A 16,874-nucleotide genomic window follows, 5' to 3' on the forward strand; every position below is an offset into this window, starting at 1 on the left:
TCTTGTTACAAGAGCTATCTATCAAGAATTTTGCAATCATTGACCAAATCTCCGTATCTTTTGAAAAAGGGTTGACAGTTCTCACTGGTGAAACAGGTGCAGGGAAATCAATCATTATAGATGCATTGCATTTACTTGTTGGAGGTCGAGGTTCAGCTGAGTTTGTCCGTCATGGAGAGAATAAAGCGGAAATCGAAGGACTATTTTTTCTTGAAGATAACCATCCATGTTTCGTTAGGACAGCCGAATTTGGAATTGATATAGAAGAAGGAATGATGATATTAAGAAGAGAAATATCGAGTAATGGAAAAAGTGTTTGCAGGGTGAATGGGAAACTTGTTACCATATCAACTTTGCGAGAAATCGGAAGTACGTTAATTGATATTCACGGTCAGCACGAGCATCAGGAATTAATGGACGAGTCTATTCACCTCTCATTATTGGATCAATATGGAAGTATTGAAATCGCACCTGCTTTGCAAAATTATAAAGAAATCTATAAACAATATGATGCAACACTAAAAAAAATAAAACAACTTAAACTTAATGAACAAGAAATGGTACAAAGATTGGATTTATTACAATTCCAACTTAAAGAAATTCGTAAAGCAGATTTAAAAATAAAAGAAGATGAATCATTGGCGGATGAAAGAAGACAGTTAAGTAATTTTGAAAAAATATATGCGGCAATTAAAGCTGGATATGAAGGTCTTCAAGGGGAACAGCATGGACTTGATTATATAAGTCATTCAATGAGCCACTTGGAAACCGCAGCAGATTTGGATAAGCAATATGAGCATGTATTGGAATCAGTGACAAATAGTTATTATTTGTTGGAGGAAGCTGCTGATCGGCTAAGAAACGAATTAGATAACCTCGAATTTAATCCAGAACGTTTGAATGAGATTGAAGGAAGATTGAATGAAATAAATCAATTGAAAAGAAAATATGGATCAACCGTTTCTGAAATTCTTGAATACAGTTCGAAAATCGAAGAAGAAATTGAAATGTTGATGAACCGAGATGCCCGAATTGGAGAACTTGAATCTAAACTCTCCTCGTTTGAGGAAGATTTGGCTCTTGAAGGGAAACAGCTTAGTTTTTTAAGAAAAAAGTGGGCTGAAAAACTAACAAATGCGATACACAAAGAATTAAAAGAGCTATATATGGATAAAACGGTTTTTGAGCCTGTATTTGGGAAGGATTCCGAAAATAATCATGATTTTGGAAAAGATGGTTTAGATGATGTTGTCTTCTATCTTTCGACCAACCCTGGTGAACCTTTAAAGCCGTTATCGAAAGTAGCTTCGGGCGGAGAATTATCGAGAATGATGCTAGCTTTGAAAACGATTTTTTCGAAACATCAAGGTATTACTTCGATTATCTTTGACGAAGTCGATACAGGAGTAAGTGGAAGAGTCGCTCAAGCAATTGCTGAGAAAATTTATCAAGTATCGAAGTTTTCTCAAGTGCTCTGTATATCACATCTTCCTCAAGTTGCTGCGATGGCTGATACTCATCTTCTTATTTCTAAAGAAGCCATTTCAGGAAGAACAAGAACATCTTTGGAGGTTTTAGGAAAAAAAGATAAAATTTCGGAAATTGCTCGGATGATTTCTGGGGTCGAAATCACGGATTTAACAAAGAAACATGCGAAAGAATTACTAGATATTGCCTATACAATAAAGTTAACTTGAAAAGCTATCCTTCATTGGACAGCTTTTTTCCTTGCTTCCACTTATAAATGAGCCTAAAGCAGGCTAAATTATAATTGTGGGCTAGAAAGCGAGGAGAGTGATCAAAAGGATGTTGGATATTTTAAGAAAAATAACAGGTGGAATTCTCCTTGTTTCACTTCTAATGCTAATTGTTTATAAGCCATTTCAACAATATATGCATATTCCGAATCAAATTACGTTGTTTGAAGGACAACAATATAACATTTCAAAAGCAAATGCAGTAAATGTTTCGGCACCTTCATCAAGTCAAAATATTGAATTAGAGGAAAGTGAGCAAGCAATATCGCTACAAGGAAAACAGGCTGGAAAAGATAAATTCTTTTTAGAAATGGCTGGCTTTCCTGTCAAGCAAGTCGATGTAAATGTCTTAAAGAATTTTAAAGTATACCCCGGCGGCCAATCAATTGGAGTGAAGCTGAATACATTGGGTGTTCTCGTAGTTGGACACCATTTAGTATCCGCAGAAAATGAAAAACAATCTCCGGGTGAAGCAGCTGGTATAAAAGTGGGAGACATTATTACAAAAATAAACGGAACAAAAATAAATCATATGGCTGAAATTGCTTCATATGTTAATGAAGCAGGACAACATGGTAAAAAACTTGCTATAACGATTCAACGAGGTAAAGAGACAATCGATACGACATTAGATCCGAAGCTGGATGAAAAAGAAAAAACGTATAAATTAGGATTGTATATTCGAGACTCAGCTGCTGGAATTGGGACGATGACTTTTTATGAACCAAAAACGAAAAAGTATGGGGCATTAGGGCATGTCATTTCTGATATGGATACGAAAAAGCCGATCGTTGTGGATGATGGACAAATTGTAAATTCAACCGTTACATCAATAGAAAAAGGGAAAAATGGAGCGCCTGGGGAGAAACTTGCTCGTTTTTCATCCAATAAAAACGTCATTGGAAATATAAAGACAAATAGTCCATTTGGGATTTTTGGCGAGTTGAAACAAAATATAAAGAATGGAATATTTGATAAACCAATGCCAATTGCTCTATCCAATCAAGTTGAGGAAGGACCTGCAAAAATATTGACGGTTGTGGAAGGAAATAAAGTGGAACAATACGATATCGAGGTTATAAGTACGATTCCTCAAAAATTTCCTGCTACAAAAGGAATGGTCATAAAAGTGGTAGATCCAAAGTTACTCAGTAAAACTGGGGGAATTGTTCAAGGGATGAGTGGCAGCCCAATTATTCAAAACGGTAAAATCATCGGTGCTGTAACACATGTATTTGTAAATGACCCTACATCTGGTTATGGAGTCCATATAGAATGGATGCTCCATGAAGCGGGAATCGATATTTATGAAAAAAATATAGAAAAAGCTAGTTGAGGGTGCTCACCCTCTTTTTTTTATGGTTAAATGGAAGATATAAGAGGTATATAACGATTATTCGACAAAAGGTATTAATTTTATCTAAAGGTGTCGAAAAACAGAGTAAATCGAAGGAAATTTAAGATTTTGTATTAATTTTTATTTATTTTGAAAAAATTTAAAGGAATTTAATCATCTTTGGCGTATTTAACTATTAATGACATTATTTTGAATTATTTTTGGACTTGAGGAGGAAATGGATAGTGAAAAAAATCAAAGTTTGTATTGTAGATGACAACAGAGAGCTAGTTGGTTTGCTGGATGATTACATTTCATCCCAGGAAGATATGGAAGTTGTAGGTACAGCACATAATGGTCAGGATTGTTTGCAATTAGTTGAAGATACAAATCCTGACGTATTGATATTAGATATAATTATGCCGCATTTAGACGGACTAGGCGTGCTAGAACAACTGCGTGAATCGAGCACTGTTTTTCCTAATGTTATAATGCTTACTGCATTCGGGCAAGAAGATGTAACGACTAAAGCGGTAGAACTTGGAGCTTCTTATTTTATTCTTAAGCCATTTGATATGGATCATTTAGCGAACCATATTCGCCAAGTAAGTGGTAAAGCAAGTCAAGTTAAGAGAAAGACAACAGCTACTTCTAAAAGCCAAAATGAAACAAAGCCAAGAAACTTGGAGGCAAGTATTACCTCAGTTATTCATGAAATTGGTGTTCCTGCTCATATTAAAGGTTATTTGTATTTAAGGGAAGCGATTTCAATGGTTTACAATGATATTGAATTGCTCGGTTCTATAACAAAAGTTCTTTATCCAGATATTGCTAAAAAATTTAATACGACAGCAAGCAGGGTCGAAAGGGCAATTAGACATGCAATTGAAGTTGCATGGAGTAGAGGAAATGTTGATTCTATATCCTCTCTATTTGGTTACACGGTAAGCATGTCAAAAGCGAAACCTACGAATTCAGAGTTCATCGCGATGGTTGCTGATAAATTACGACTTGAGCATAAAGCTTCTTAAAAAGTTCCAAAATTAAAAAACGGCCCTTTTCTTTTAAGACTCTGAAAAAGTTTCCATTTAAACTTAGTTGTTGATTTGCTCTCCAGGCGCTTCGCATTCCGCGGGTATCGAAAAGCGGAGGGAGCAGTGGGGAAGAAAGGCTAAGGGTGCAACGTCGCGTTGTAGGCTCAGTGCAGCGACGTCCTGTTGCTTCGCCTGCACTAGTTACTTCCATGTACGTTGCAACGCCTTCCTGACCCGCCTCCTGCTGGCCTCCGACAAGCAAATGTTCTGAGACAAAAAAGTCGTGCTTTGACTTTTATGCCTCAGGTGATTTGACCTTGAGGGGCTGGCTCCTGCAGTTAGACATGGTGCGGGGAGTCTCCTCGGCGCAATCGCCTGTGGGGTCTCACCTGTTCCGTACTCCCGCAGGAGTCTTCGCGCCTTCTGCTCCAATCAACGGTGTTAAAATATGATTATTCTTTTAACAAAACCAAAAAGTAAAGGTATAAAATCCTCATAAAATAAGGATCTTATACCTTTTTTAGGTTGTATGCAGGAATATCTATATTGATTTTTAGCAGTTTCTGTTGATTGGAGCGGAAGGCGGCGACTTTCTTGCCGGCTAAAGACGGCCACGCCCTGTAGCCAGCGCCGACACAAGGACGTCCTGTCCGTCGGGGGATTAGCGTGAAAGGTGGGATCCCGCAGGAGCGGAGCGACGAGGAAGCTCACTTCACGTCACCTGGAAAGCGTCCGCATGAAGCGTAAATCAACAGTATTTCATGGTGTCCCTTTACAGAATGCCTCTTTTATTTGCCTCTTTCTTTTAAGGACAGGTTTTTTAAATTATTGAAAAAAAGATTATCAACTCATGTCAATGGAGGGTATTATGATAATATACACAATTAGGCGGTGGCGATTATGACAATTATTTTAGCACATAGAGGATCAGCTGGAACTCACCCTGAAAACACAATGGAATCATTTGTAGCGGCTGAACAATTCGGAGCGGACGGAATAGAACTCGATGTTCATTTAACGCTAGACGGGGATATTGCAGTTATACATGACACTACAGTTGATCGAACAACAGATGGAAACGGACGAGTAACTGATTTTACTATGGAGGAATTAAAAAAGTTTAAAGCAAATTATCATTATAAGCATTTTTTCAAAAAAACAGCTAGAATTCCATCTTTAAAAGAAGTATTTGAATGGATGAAAGGGAATAATTTAATTTGTAATATTGAGCTTAAAAATAATGAGCTGCCTTATGAAGGTCTTGAAGAAAAAGTAATCTCCTTAATTAAGGAATATAAATATGAAAAACGTATCGTCATTTCTTCATTTAATCATTATTCACTTGTCTATATAGTGAATAATTGGCCAGAAATCGAAACTGCTCCTCTTTATAGTGACCTTTTATACAAACCTTGGGAGTATGCAAATTCCTTAAATTCTAAAGGAATCCATCCGAAATTAAAGTCGGTCTCTGATACGATTATTAAAACGACAATGGAAAATGGAATTTCGGTTAGACCATACACGGTTAATAAAGAACGTGATATAAAAAGACTACTACAAATAAATTGTTCAGCCATCATTACCGACTTTCCAGAAAAAGCAGTGAAGCTTAAAAGAAAATAAAAAGATAGGGGCTTGGCAAAAAAGTCAAGCTCCTATCTGTAAGGCTAACGTTTTCGTTGCTTAAAACGTTCCTGTACTTGATTTCTTTTTCTATCGCGGTGCAATATAAAACCTGCGATAAACCCTAGTCCAAAAATGAAAAACAAAAGACCTGCGATGAACTGCATCCATAAATATGGAAAAGGGGCCAGAAGTTTTCCAAATAACATATCCCTCATTAATTTAATGCCATAACCCGATAGAATACCGGGAATTAATAATAATAATAATGCAATGAATCTTCCCATTAAACTTTTTCGACTCCTTATCCTTGTTGCTAAAAAAATCATATAACATCGGTAAGATTTGTCAAGGGACAGCCTTTTCGTTACAATGTAATTAGGATTAGGTATCATGATAAGGTCATAAGAAATGATGTGGAGGTAAAAAATGAATATCTTCGAATATATGGTGAATTATGATTATGAACAATTATTATTTTGCCAAGATGAAAAGTCCGGTTTAAAGGCAATTATCGCCATCCACGATACAACTCTTGGTCCCGCTCTTGGAGGAACTCGGATGTGGACTTATAAAAATGAAGAAGCAGCAATTGAGGATGCACTTCGTTTGGCAAGAGGCATGACATATAAGAATGCCGCTGCGGGATTAAATCTTGGGGGCGGAAAAACAGTTATTATCGGTGATCCGAAAAAAGATAAAAATGAAGAAATGTTCCGTGCGTTCGGAAGGTTTATTCAAGGGTTAAATGGCCGATACATTACAGCGGAAGATGTAGGGACGACTGTTCAAGATATGGATATTATCCATGAAGAAACTAATTTTGTAACAGGGATTTCACCTGCATTCGGTTCATCTGGAAACCCATCACCAGTTACTGCGTATGGCTGCTTTGTTGGGATGAAAGCAGCGGCAAAAGAAGCATTTGGGTCCGATTCTTTGGAAGGTAAGACTGTTGCAGTTCAAGGAGTAGGAAATGTTGCATTTGAACTTTGCCGTTACTTACATGAAGAAGGGGCAGAACTGATTGTCACAGACATAAATAAAGATGCTGTCAATCGTGCTGTTGAAGCTTTCCAAGCGAAAGCAGTGGATCCAGATGATATATATGCAGTTGAAGCTGATATTTTTTCTCCATGTGCCCTTGGCGCCGTAATTAATGATGATACAATTCCACAATTAAAAGTTAAAGTAATTGCTGGATCAGCAAATAATCAGCTTAAGGATACAAAACATGGTGATCAAATAAATGAAATGGGCATTGTATATGCTCCTGACTACGTCATCAATGCCGGTGGAGTTATAAATGTAGCTGATGAACTTTACGGCTATAATAAAGAGCGTGCTCTTAAGAAGGTAGAAACAATTTATAATAATGTCGCAAAAGTGATTGAAATATCAAAGCGAGATGGTATTCCCACATACGTGGCTGCAGACCGAATGGCAGAGGAAAGAATTGAGAAAATGAAAAATTCAAGAAGTCAATTCCTTCTCAATAATAAACATATTTTGGCTAATCGAATCTAAAAGATAGTTATTTGTATGTTGATTAAGCTGTCCCAAAAGCTGGATAAGTCCCCCGAAGGCTGGTGGAGTGAAAGAAAGCGTATAAGGACAGCTTCTTCTATGTATAGAATCGGTTCAAATCTGGCCATAAGTAAAATGGAGGGATAATAATTGGCACGTGAATATGATTTAGTAATCCTCGGTGGAGGCACTGGTGGTTATGTAGCAGCCATTCGTGCTTCACAGCTTGGATTGAAAACAGCGATCGTTGAAAAGGAAAAAATAGGTGGAACGTGTTTACATAAAGGCTGCATTCCAAGTAAGGCATTACTAAGAAGTGCCGAAGTTTTTTCTTTAACGAAAAAAAGTGAAGAATTCGGAGTCTTGACAAGCGATGTCGAGCTTAATTTTAAGAAAGTACAAGAAAGAAAATCGTCTATTATTGAACAACTGTACAATGGTGTTCAATTTTTGATGAAGCAAGGAAAAATTGATATATATAATGGATTTGGACGTATATTAGGTCCTTCCATTTTTTCACCCATACCTGGAACAATATCTGTGGAGATGGACAATGGTTCGGAAAATGAAATGTTGATTCCGAAAAATGTTATTATTGCTACTGGTTCAAGACCAAGTACTTTGCCAAATTTAGATATAGATGGGACTCTTGTTCTTACCTCTGACGAAGCCCTTGAAATGCTGGAACTTCCTGACTCAATCGTCATTATTGGGGGGGGCGTCATTGGCATAGAATGGGCGTCAATGCTTGCGGATTTTGGTGTAAATGTAACCGTCATTGAATACGCTGACCGTATAATACCGGGAGAAGATGAGGACATTTCTAAAGAATTGTCACATCTTTTACAAAAAAAGGGAATAAAAATCGTAACTAATGCAAAAGTTTTATCGGAAACTATGGAAAAAGAGGGCGGGACAGTACGAATAAATGCTGAAATAGCTGGGGAAGAACAGACTTTTTCAGCAGAAAAGCTATTAGTTTCTGTTGGCAGGAAAGCGAACAGTGAAAATATCGGGCTTCAAAATACCGAAATAGAACTTTTAAAAAATGGCGCAATTAAAGTAAATTCTTTTTTCCAAACGAAGGAATCTCATATATATGCTATTGGAGATGTAATTGGCGGTCTACAACTTGCCCATGTAGCTTCACATGAAGGAATTAAGGCTGTAGAACATATTGCCGGTATAAATCCTGATTCCATTATTTATGATAACATCCCAAAATGTATTTACAGTTCTCCTGAAGTAGCGAGTGTTGGCTTTACCGAAAAAAAAGCAAAGGAGAATGGCCATCAAGTTAAAATAGGAAAATTTCCTTTCAAAGCTGTTGGTAAAGCACTTGTACAAGGAGAATCTGCAGGTTTTGTTAAAATTGTGGCCGATGGAAAAACAAATGATATTCTCGGTATACATATGATTGGTCCTCATGTAACGGATATGATTTCTGAAGCAGGGCTCGCTCGAGTATTGGATGCCACTCCTTGGGAGATAGGGAACACTATCCATCCACATCCAACATTAAGCGAAGCTATTGGGGAAGCAGCTTTGGCAGTAGATGGTCTGTCTATCCATATATAGGCGCAAAACGAACGAGGAGGGATTAATATGACAAACCGACATACTGAGCTCGGACTTAGTGATCAACAAGTTTTAGATATGTATGAAACGATGATGCTCGCCCGCAGGGTTGATGAAAGAATGTGGCTTTTAAACCGCTCAGGAAAAATACCTTTCACGATTTCATGTCAAGGACAAGAAGCAGCGCAAATTGGAGCTGCATTTGCACTTGATAGAGAAAAAGATTATATACTTCCGTATTACCGTGATTTAGGCGTTGTTTTAAAATTTGGAATGACCCCAGCAGATATTATGCTTTCGGCTTTTGCAAAAGCAGAGGATCCCAATTCTGCAGGTCGTCAAATGCCTGGTCATTTTGGACAAAGGAAAAATAGAATCGTAACTGGATCTTCACCTGTAACTACTCAAGTACCGCATGCAGTTGGGATTGCTTTAGCAGCACAAATGGAAAAAAGTGATCTCGTGACGTTCGTATCCTTTGGGGAAGGCTCTTCTAACCAAGGGGATTTCCATGAAGGATTAAACTTTGCAGGTGTTCATAAATTGCCAGTCATTTTTATGTGTGAAAATAATCATTATGCCATTTCTGTTCCGCTTAATAAACAACTTGCATGTGAAAAGGTATCCGATCGAGCAATAGGTTACGGTATGCCGGGAGTCACCGTTGACGGGAAGGATCCGCTGGAAATTTACAAAGTAATGAAAGAGGCTGTGGAAAGGGCACGGCGTGGGGAAGGTCCGAGTTTAATCGAGGCAATAACGCATCGTTTAACTTCACATTCATCCGATGATGATGATCGCAGTTATCGAACTGAAGATGAATTAACAAAAGCCAAATCAGAAGATCCGATTATTCTTTTTGAAGCGTACCTTAGCGAGAATGGATTATTAAATGAGCAAACAAAAAAAGATATTAATGACCGTATAATGAAACAAGTAAACGAAGCGACAGACTATGCGGAGAAAGCTCCATATCCAAATCCCGAGGATGCTTATAAATTCGTATACGCGGCAGAGTAATAGGGGGAATAAACAATGGCTGTATTATCTTATATTGAAGCTGTCACTGCGGCTATCCGTGAAGAAATGGAAAGAGATGACAAAGTTTTTGTCCTAGGCGAGGATGTTGGGATAAAGGGCGGAGTTTTTAAAGCTACACAAGGTCTTTATGAACAATTTGGCGAACAAAGAGTCATTGATACTCCACTTGCAGAATCGGCAATAGCAGGAGTAGGAATTGGTGCCGCAATGTACGGTTATCGACCTATCGCTGAAATGCAATTTGCAGATTTTATCATGCCTGCAGTCAACCAAATTATATCGGAAGCTGCACGCATTAGATATCGTTCAAACAATGACTGGAGCTGCCCGATGGTGATAAGAGCTCCATATGGTGGAGGAATCCATGGGGCACTTTACCATTCACAATCAGTAGAAGCGATATTTGCTAATCAACCAGGGTTAAAAATCGTTATGCCATCGACTCCTTATGATGTAAAAGGGTTATTGAAAGCTGCGATACGAGATAGTGATCCTGTACTTTTCTTTGAGCATAAGCGTGCTTATAGACTTATTAAAGGAGAAGTGCCTGATGAAGATTATGTACTTCCGATTGGGAAAGCGGATGTAAAGCGAGAAGGAGATGATATAACGGTCATCACGTATGGACTTTGTGTCCATTTCGCGTTGCAAGCTGCAGAACGACTTGCAGAAGATGGAATCGAAACACATTTATTAGATTTGCGTACTGTGTACCCACTTGATCAAGAAGCGATTATTGAAGCTGCTTCTAAGACGGGGAAAGTATTGCTGTTAACGGAAGATAATAAAGAAGGAAGTATCATGGGAGAAGTGGCAGCAATCATAGCCGAAAATTGCTTGTTCGATCTTGATGCACCGATCATGAGATTGGCTGGCCCTGATATACCTGCTATGCCATACTCTCCAACATTGGAAAAGTTCTTCATGGTCAATCCTGAAAAAGTTGAAAAGGCCATGCGAGAGCTAGCTGAATTTTGAGCCGTACAATGGAGGCTATAAGGAGGAAATCACTTTGTCAATAAAAAACATTACTATGCCCCAGCTCGGTGAGAGTGTTACGGAAGGAACAATCAGCAGATGGCTTGTACAATCAGGTGATCATGTTAATAAATATGATCCATTAGCGGAAGTAATGACGGACAAGGTCAATGCGGAAATCCCATCCTCTTTTACTGGGACGATTGATCAGTTGCTTGCCGAAGAAGGGGCTACCATTGCCGTGGGCAATCCAATTTGTACAATTGAAACGGAAGAAGCGGAAGTTGAAAATGAAAAAACGGCTGAAAAAAGTGACGCTTACTTCGGTCCTTCTGTCATTACTCCAATAAATGACAATCAATCTACTGGGAAAACAAGGTATTCACCAGCCGTTTTAAAAATGTCTCAAGAACATGGAATCGATTTGTCTCTTGTAAAGGGAACAGGAAAAGACGGTCGGATTACGAGAAAAGATTTACAAAAGTTAATTGACTCGAATGAGATTCCACAAAGAGGTATAAATAAAGAGAGTCAGCCTTTTCCACCAGAAATTAAAACGGAGGAGCTCAGTTTTTCTAAATCAGGAGATATTGAAATTCCCGTTTCTGGTGTTAGAAGAGCCATTGCATCGAAAATGCTTCGAAGTAAGGCGGAAATTCCTCATGCTTGGATGATGATAGAAGTAGATGTGACAAATTTGGTTAAATATCGCGATGCTCTAAAATCAGAATTCCAACAACGCGAAGGTTTCAGTTTAACTTATTTTGCATTTTTCATTAAGGCAGTTGCACAAGCTCTGAAAGAATTTCCGATGATTAATTCAATGTGGGCTGGGGATAAAATCATTCAAAAGAAAGATATAAATATTTCAATTGCTGTTGCCAAAGAAGAAGAATTATTTGTTCCTGTCATTAAGCACGCAGATGAAAAATCAATTAAGGGAATTGCAAGAGATATTACAGATCTCGCTAAAAAGGTTCGAACCGGAACATTGAAAAGTGAAGAGACTCAAGGTGGTACCTTTACAATTAATAACACCGGTTCATTTGGTTCTGTACAGTCAATCGGAATAATCAATCATCCGCAAGCAGCGATTTTACAAGTGGAATCGATTATTAAACGTCCAGTCGTTGTCAATGACGGAATTGCCATCCGTGATATGGTGAATCTCTGTCTCTCCCTTGACCATAGAGTGTTGGATGGTCTTATATGCGGCCGTTTTATGCAACGTGTTAAAGAAATACTCGAAAATATTCCTAAAGAGAATACATCCGTGTACTAATATTATGAGAGAAGCTTGTTACTATTTAGTGGCAGCTTCTTTTAATTTGTTTTGCCCCATGTTAGTTATTGTACTAAAATAAAGATAGTCGTTAACGGATGGGGGATGGTTCGATGTCTAGTAATAAAATGAAAAATGCCGTTTTTCCCGAAGTCGATTATCATGCATGGGAACAAGCTGCCTTAAAGACGCTAAAGCGCCAGTCTTTGGAAGCGCTTTATAAGGAAACATATGAAGGAATAAAGCTGTCTCCAATATACACAAAATTAGACAATAAACATTCAAATATTCGAAGGTTTTCCATTAATAATAGTTGGAAAATTGCTCAAAAAATCAGCAATCCCGATTGGGAGGATCTAGTACAACAAATAAAAATGGTAATAGCAGGAGAGCTAGAAACTATTTCCCTTGATATAGATAAGTTGGATGAAATTTATAAATTAGATTTTACGGGGATAGTTTTTAATAATACTCCAATATTGCTATTTACTAAAAAAAACTTTCCAACAGTTGCGAAAAAGGTCATTCAATTTGGTGCTGATCTTACAGGTGCAGTTGCTTTTGATTTAATTTCTTCTCGGCTTGACGAAGGTTATTTGTTTAAACGTAAGAGGCAAATTTTGAGAGATTGGGGTACAACGATATCAAAACTTGACCGAAAACATCCTAGATTAAAAACCATTTTAATCGATAGTGCACCTTACCATAATAGTGGGGCAAATGCTGTACAAGAGCTGGCTGCTTCTTTGGCAGAAGCAATATTCTACATCGAAGAAATGCGGAAAATAGGTTGGGAACCTTATAAGACAATCCAAAAAATGATCTTTCACTTTTCAATTGGGAGCAACTTTTTTATGGAAGTTGCCAAGCTAAGAGCATTTCGATCACTATGGAGAACCGTGTCCTCTGCTTATAAGGTTGATCCTGAGGAGGGCAATCCTCTAATAAGTGCGGAAACTTCCGCTTTTACGAAATCCTTGCTAGATCCGCATATGAATATTCTTCGATCAGGAAATGAAGCTTTTGCGGCAGTTATTGGTGGAGTAGATTTTCTACATGTTACGCCTTTTAATAGCATTTCGAATCTAGCGGATGAGTTTTCAATGCGGATTGCTCGCAACACACAATTGATTCTTCGTGAGGAAGCTTATTTAAATAAAGTAATTGATCCAGCTGGAGGCTCCTTTTATATTGAATCATTAACATCTAATCTTATTGAAAAGGCATGGGAACTTTTTCAAGATATAGATGAAAAAGGTGGAATCTACTCAGTTTTACAAAACGGCTCGTTTCAAAGGATGATTAAAGAGACACTTTTGAAGAAAACGGAAGATATTAGGAACAGAAAGAAATTAATGATTGGCGTTAATATTTTTAAACAGGACCCTAACGGAAAATATAGCCGTAAATCTAAACCTATCTCTGAGAACAATATTGATTTTGTAAAAATTGAACCTTTGGAAAGAGTTAGACTTGCAGAAAAATGTGAAAGCGGGGATTGTAATGGATCATAAACCCGATTTTCAAAAGATTTTTCCGATTGATGATAATCAAGAATCAAATATGGAAAAATCAGAAAACTTATTACTTTTTGAAACAAGTGAAAACATCCGAATTAAATCTTTATATACAAAAAATGATATTGAAGATCTTCACCATTTAAACGATATGCCCGGTCTGCCCCCATTTACGAGAGGTCCTTACGCAACGATGTATGTTAATAGGCCGTGGACAATCCGGCAATATGCTGGATATTCGACAGCAGAAGAAAGCAATGCTTTTTACAGACGTAATCTTGCGGCAGGGCAAAAAGGGTTATCAGTGGCGTTTGATTTGGCAACACATAGAGGCTACGATTCCGATCACCCGCGTGTTGAAGGGGATGTCGGAAAGGCTGGTGTGGCCATTGATTCAGTATTGGATATGAAAATACTATTTGATGGGATTCCACTTAATCAAATGTCCGTTTCAATGACAATGAATGGTGCCGTTATCCCAATTATGGCCTTTTTTATCGTTGCAGCAGAGGAGCAAGGGGTAAAAAAAGCTCAACTATCAGGAACCATTCAAAATGATATATTAAAAGAGTATATGGTGCGAAATACGTATATATATCCTCCTGAAATGTCGATGCGAATTATAAAAGATATATTTCAATATACGGCAAAACATATGCCGAAATTCAACAGTATTTCTATTTCTGGCTACCATATGCAAGAAGCAGGGGCACCTGCCGATTTAGAGCTAGCGTACACTCTTTCTAACGGATTGGAATATGTGCGGACTGGTTTAAAAGCTGGTTTACAAATTGATGATTTTGCTCCTCGTTTCTCCTTCTTTTGGGGAATCGGAATGAACTATTTTATGGAAGTAGCGAAAATGCGGGCTGCCAGAAAAATGTGGGCACAGTTAATGAGCCAGTTCCAACCTCAAAATCCTAAGTCACTTGCCTTAAGAACCCATAGTCAAACATCAGGATGGAGCTTAACTGAACAAGACCCATACAATAATATTGTTCGAACTTTGATCGAAGCACATGCAGCAGCAATGGGTCATACACAATCCTTGCATACAAATGCACTTGATGAGGCGATTGCCTTGCCAACTGACTTTTCTGCTCAAATTGCCAGAAACACGCAAATTTTTTTGCAAGAAGAAACGGGTATGACAGATGTCATTGATCCATGGGGCGGCTCATATTATGTAGAGTCGTTGACAAAAGCGCTGATGGAACGCGCTTGGAAACATATCGAGGAAATCGAAGAACTAGGTGGCATGGCAAAGGCGATTGAAACTGGCTTACCAAAGCTTCGGATCGAAGAAGCGGCTGCCCGCAGGCAAGCGCATATCGACTCTAAAAGAGAAACGATCATCGGCGTTAATCGTTATCAAATTGATAATGAAGAGCAAATTGAAATATTAAATATCGACAATGATGCAGTTCGTCAGAAACAAATAGAGAGAATAACAATGCTAAAACATAATCGAAATGAGGAAAAAGTTCGGGCTGCACTTGATTCGTTGACAGAAGGAGCTTCAAGTTCCGAAAAAAATATATTGGAGCTTGCGATTGAAGCTGCAAGATGTAGGGCAACGCTAGGAGAAATATCCAGCGCTATCGAAAAGGTAAGTGGCAGACATAGAGCTGTTACTCGCTCGGTAACCGGTGTTTATAGCTCAAATTTTAAGAACGATAAAGAAATATCAGCTGTAAAAGAAATGACAGACGCTTTCTTAGAAAACGAAGGACGCCGACCAAGGATTTTGATTGCCAAGATGGGACAGGATGGACATGATAGAGGGGCGAAAGTGATCGCGACTGCTTTTTCTGATTTAGGTTTTGATGTTGATATCGGTCCACTATTTCAAACTCCTGAAGAAACAGCAAAACAGGCGGCTGAAAATGATGTCCATGTCATTGGAATCAGCTCATTAGCGGCGGGGCATAAAACACTTGTGCCAAAATTAATCAAAGAATTAAAAACAATCAATCGAGAAGATATCGTCGTTGTGATTGGAGGAGTCATTCCTGTTCAAGATTATGAATATCTTCAAGAAAATGGAGTTTCTGCTATTTTTGGTCCAGGTACAGTCATTCCGGCAGCAGCACAAAAAGTAATAGAAGAAATTTACAGTAGGCTCGGATATGTGGAAGAGGTCATCACTGATGGTTGAAGGAAAACGAAAATTTGTCAAACATGTACAAAATGATGGGAATTCCAATGAATTGATTCAAGGAGTATTGAATGGGGACAGAGCCGTACTTGCGAAGGTGATTACCTTAATCGAAAGCAATGCCATGCGCCATCAAGAACAATCAAAAAATCTTTTACAAAAACTTTTACCTTATGCAGGTCATTCTATCCGGATTGGGGTGACAGGAGTACCTGGTGCCGGTAAAAGCACCTTCATAGAAACGTTAGGCCATTTATTATGTGAACAAGGGTACAGCGTTGCAGTGCTGGCTGTTGATCCTAGTTCAACGATTAGCGGTGGAAGCATTCTAGGAGATAAAACGAGGATGGAGAAACTAGCTAGACATCCGAATGCTTTTATCCGTCCTTCTCCTTCAGGAGGCAAGCTCGGGGGTGTCCATACGAAAACAAGGGAATGCATCATTGCTTGTGAAGCAGCGGGATTTAATGTGATTCTCGTGGAGACTGTAGGAGTCGGGCAAAGTGAATCGGCAGTAAGAAGCATGGTAGATTTCTTCTTATTGCTTGTTTTGACAGGTGCCGGTGATGAATTACAAGGAATGAAAAAAGGTATTTTGGAACTGGCGGATCTTATTGTAGTGAATAAAGCGGATGGGGATAATTTGAATCAAGCAAAGAAAACGATGCGTGAATATAATCAAATTCTTCATTTTATTCAGCCGGCAACTCCTGGATGGGATACAAAAGCAATGATAAGTTCCTCATTGACTGGAACGGGGATTGATAAAGTATGGGAAACCATTCAAGATTTTATGAAAAAAACACAATCCACATCATTGTTCAAAGACCGAAGGCAGAAACAAGTTAAGGATTGGCTCTTTGTGTTAATAAAGGAACGATTAGAATCAGACTTTTTTAATGATCCACATATTAAAGAAATATGGTCAAAGATTGATTCAGCTGTAATGAATGACTTGACGACAGTTCCAGTTGCCGTGGATACTCTTTTTTCCGCATACAAAAAAAAGGACAGCTAATCGTGCTGTCCAAAAACATCTA

General features: G+C 38.3%; 13 protein-coding genes. 12 read left to right on the top strand and 1 reads right to left on the bottom strand.

What is annotated here, in order from left to right; translation table 11 throughout:
* Positions 1 to 2: 2 nt before the first annotated feature.
* The 4 genes from recN (at position 3) to KHA96_RS02630 (ending at position 5,753) form a co-directional block, all read left to right on the top strand.
* Entirely contained in the window at positions 3 to 1,697 is a 1,695-nt protein-coding gene (recN, locus tag KHA96_RS02615) for a DNA repair protein RecN (protein ID WP_213127732.1), read from the top strand.
* A 109-nt stretch (positions 1,698 to 1,806) separates the two neighbouring features.
* Positions 1,807 to 3,093 carry a SpoIVB peptidase gene (gene spoIVB, locus KHA96_RS02620; protein WP_213127733.1) on the top strand — a complete coding sequence of 429 codons (1,287 nt, stop codon included), beginning with the start codon at positions 1,807 to 1,809 and terminating at the stop codon, positions 3,091 to 3,093.
* A 245-nt stretch (positions 3,094 to 3,338) separates the two neighbouring features.
* Complete coding sequence (gene spo0A / locus KHA96_RS02625; RefSeq protein ID WP_213127734.1) at positions 3,339 to 4,124, top strand: sporulation transcription factor Spo0A; 786 nt, start codon at positions 3,339 to 3,341, stop codon at positions 4,122 to 4,124.
* Between the two features lie 903 nt (positions 4,125 to 5,027).
* The gene (locus tag KHA96_RS02630) at positions 5,028 to 5,753 is read left to right on the top strand and encodes a glycerophosphodiester phosphodiesterase (protein WP_213127735.1); all 726 of its coding nucleotides are present in this window, start codon (positions 5,028 to 5,030) and stop codon (positions 5,751 to 5,753) included.
* Positions 5,754 to 5,797: 44 nt separating this feature from the next.
* Here the strand turns inward: KHA96_RS02630 and KHA96_RS02635 are convergent, their stop codons facing one another.
* Positions 5,798 to 6,040 (bottom strand): DUF2627 domain-containing protein, encoded by a 243-nt coding sequence (locus tag KHA96_RS02635; RefSeq protein ID WP_213127736.1) that lies wholly within the window; start codon positions 6,038 to 6,040, stop codon positions 5,798 to 5,800.
* Between the two features lie 142 nt (positions 6,041 to 6,182).
* Between KHA96_RS02635 and bcd the strand changes: the two genes are divergently transcribed.
* The 8 genes from bcd to meaB all read left to right on the top strand — a co-directional run bounded on the left by bcd (position 6,183) and on the right by meaB (position 16,852).
* Positions 6,183 to 7,280, top strand: coding sequence for a branched-chain amino acid dehydrogenase (gene bcd / locus KHA96_RS02640; RefSeq protein WP_213127737.1), 1,098 nt, complete (start codon positions 6,183 to 6,185; stop codon positions 7,278 to 7,280).
* Between the two features lie 150 nt (positions 7,281 to 7,430).
* The gene (gene lpdA / locus KHA96_RS02645; protein WP_213127738.1) at positions 7,431 to 8,858 is read left to right on the top strand and encodes a dihydrolipoyl dehydrogenase; all 1,428 of its coding nucleotides are present in this window, start codon (positions 7,431 to 7,433) and stop codon (positions 8,856 to 8,858) included.
* A 27-nt stretch (positions 8,859 to 8,885) separates the two neighbouring features.
* Positions 8,886 to 9,878 carry a thiamine pyrophosphate-dependent dehydrogenase E1 component subunit alpha gene (locus KHA96_RS02650; protein ID WP_213127739.1) on the top strand — a complete coding sequence of 331 codons (993 nt, stop codon included), beginning with the start codon at positions 8,886 to 8,888 and terminating at the stop codon, positions 9,876 to 9,878.
* A gap of 15 nt (positions 9,879 to 9,893) precedes the next feature.
* On the top strand, positions 9,894 to 10,877 hold the full coding sequence (locus KHA96_RS02655) for an alpha-ketoacid dehydrogenase subunit beta (RefSeq protein WP_213127740.1): 984 nt from the start codon (positions 9,894 to 9,896) through the stop codon (positions 10,875 to 10,877).
* Between the two features lie 55 nt (positions 10,878 to 10,932).
* Entirely contained in the window at positions 10,933 to 12,159 is a 1,227-nt protein-coding gene (locus KHA96_RS02660) for a dihydrolipoamide acetyltransferase family protein (protein ID WP_481748217.1), read from the top strand.
* 113 nt (positions 12,160 to 12,272) lie between these two features.
* On the top strand, positions 12,273 to 13,673 hold the full coding sequence (locus tag KHA96_RS02665; RefSeq protein ID WP_213127742.1) for a methylmalonyl-CoA mutase family protein: 1,401 nt from the start codon (positions 12,273 to 12,275) through the stop codon (positions 13,671 to 13,673).
* On the top strand, positions 13,663 to 15,834 hold the full coding sequence (gene scpA, locus KHA96_RS02670; RefSeq protein ID WP_213128656.1) for a methylmalonyl-CoA mutase: 2,172 nt from the start codon (positions 13,663 to 13,665) through the stop codon (positions 15,832 to 15,834). Before KHA96_RS02665 ends, scpA begins: the two co-directional genes overlap by 11 nt.
* Positions 15,827 to 16,852, top strand: coding sequence for a methylmalonyl Co-A mutase-associated GTPase MeaB (gene meaB, locus KHA96_RS02675; protein ID WP_249315234.1), 1,026 nt, complete (start codon positions 15,827 to 15,829; stop codon positions 16,850 to 16,852). Before scpA ends, meaB begins: the two co-directional genes overlap by 8 nt.
* Positions 16,853 to 16,874 lie beyond the last annotated feature (22 nt).

Origin of the sequence: Bacillus sp. FJAT-49711 (assembly GCF_018343715.1) — a bacterium.
In the GTDB taxonomy this organism is placed as follows: domain Bacteria; phylum Bacillota; class Bacilli; order Bacillales; family Bacillaceae_C; genus Lederbergia.

What these genes read in the sequence shown, in the direction of transcription:
- spoIVB (WP_213127733.1), top strand. Translation starts at nt 1,807, where the DNA reads ATGTTGGATATTTTAAGAAAAATAACAGGTGGAATTCTCCTTGTTTCA.
- KHA96_RS02630 (WP_213127735.1), top strand. Translation starts at nt 5,028, where the DNA reads ATGACAATTATTTTAGCACATAGAGGATCAGCTGGAACTCACCCTGAA.
- KHA96_RS02635 (WP_213127736.1), bottom strand. Translation starts at nt 6,040, where the DNA reads ATGGGAAGATTCATTGCATTATTATTATTATTAATTCCCGGTATTCTA.
- bcd (WP_213127737.1), top strand. Translation starts at nt 6,183, where the DNA reads ATGAATATCTTCGAATATATGGTGAATTATGATTATGAACAATTATTA.
- KHA96_RS02650 (WP_213127739.1), top strand. Translation starts at nt 8,886, where the DNA reads ATGACAAACCGACATACTGAGCTCGGACTTAGTGATCAACAAGTTTTA.
- KHA96_RS02655 (WP_213127740.1), top strand. Translation starts at nt 9,894, where the DNA reads ATGGCTGTATTATCTTATATTGAAGCTGTCACTGCGGCTATCCGTGAA.
- KHA96_RS02660 (WP_481748217.1), top strand. Translation starts at nt 10,933, where the DNA reads ATGCCCCAGCTCGGTGAGAGTGTTACGGAAGGAACAATCAGCAGATGG.
- KHA96_RS02665 (WP_213127742.1), top strand. Translation starts at nt 12,273, where the DNA reads ATGTCTAGTAATAAAATGAAAAATGCCGTTTTTCCCGAAGTCGATTAT.
- scpA (WP_213128656.1), top strand. Translation starts at nt 13,663, where the DNA reads ATGGATCATAAACCCGATTTTCAAAAGATTTTTCCGATTGATGATAAT.
- meaB (WP_249315234.1), top strand. Translation starts at nt 15,827, where the DNA reads ATGGTTGAAGGAAAACGAAAATTTGTCAAACATGTACAAAATGATGGG.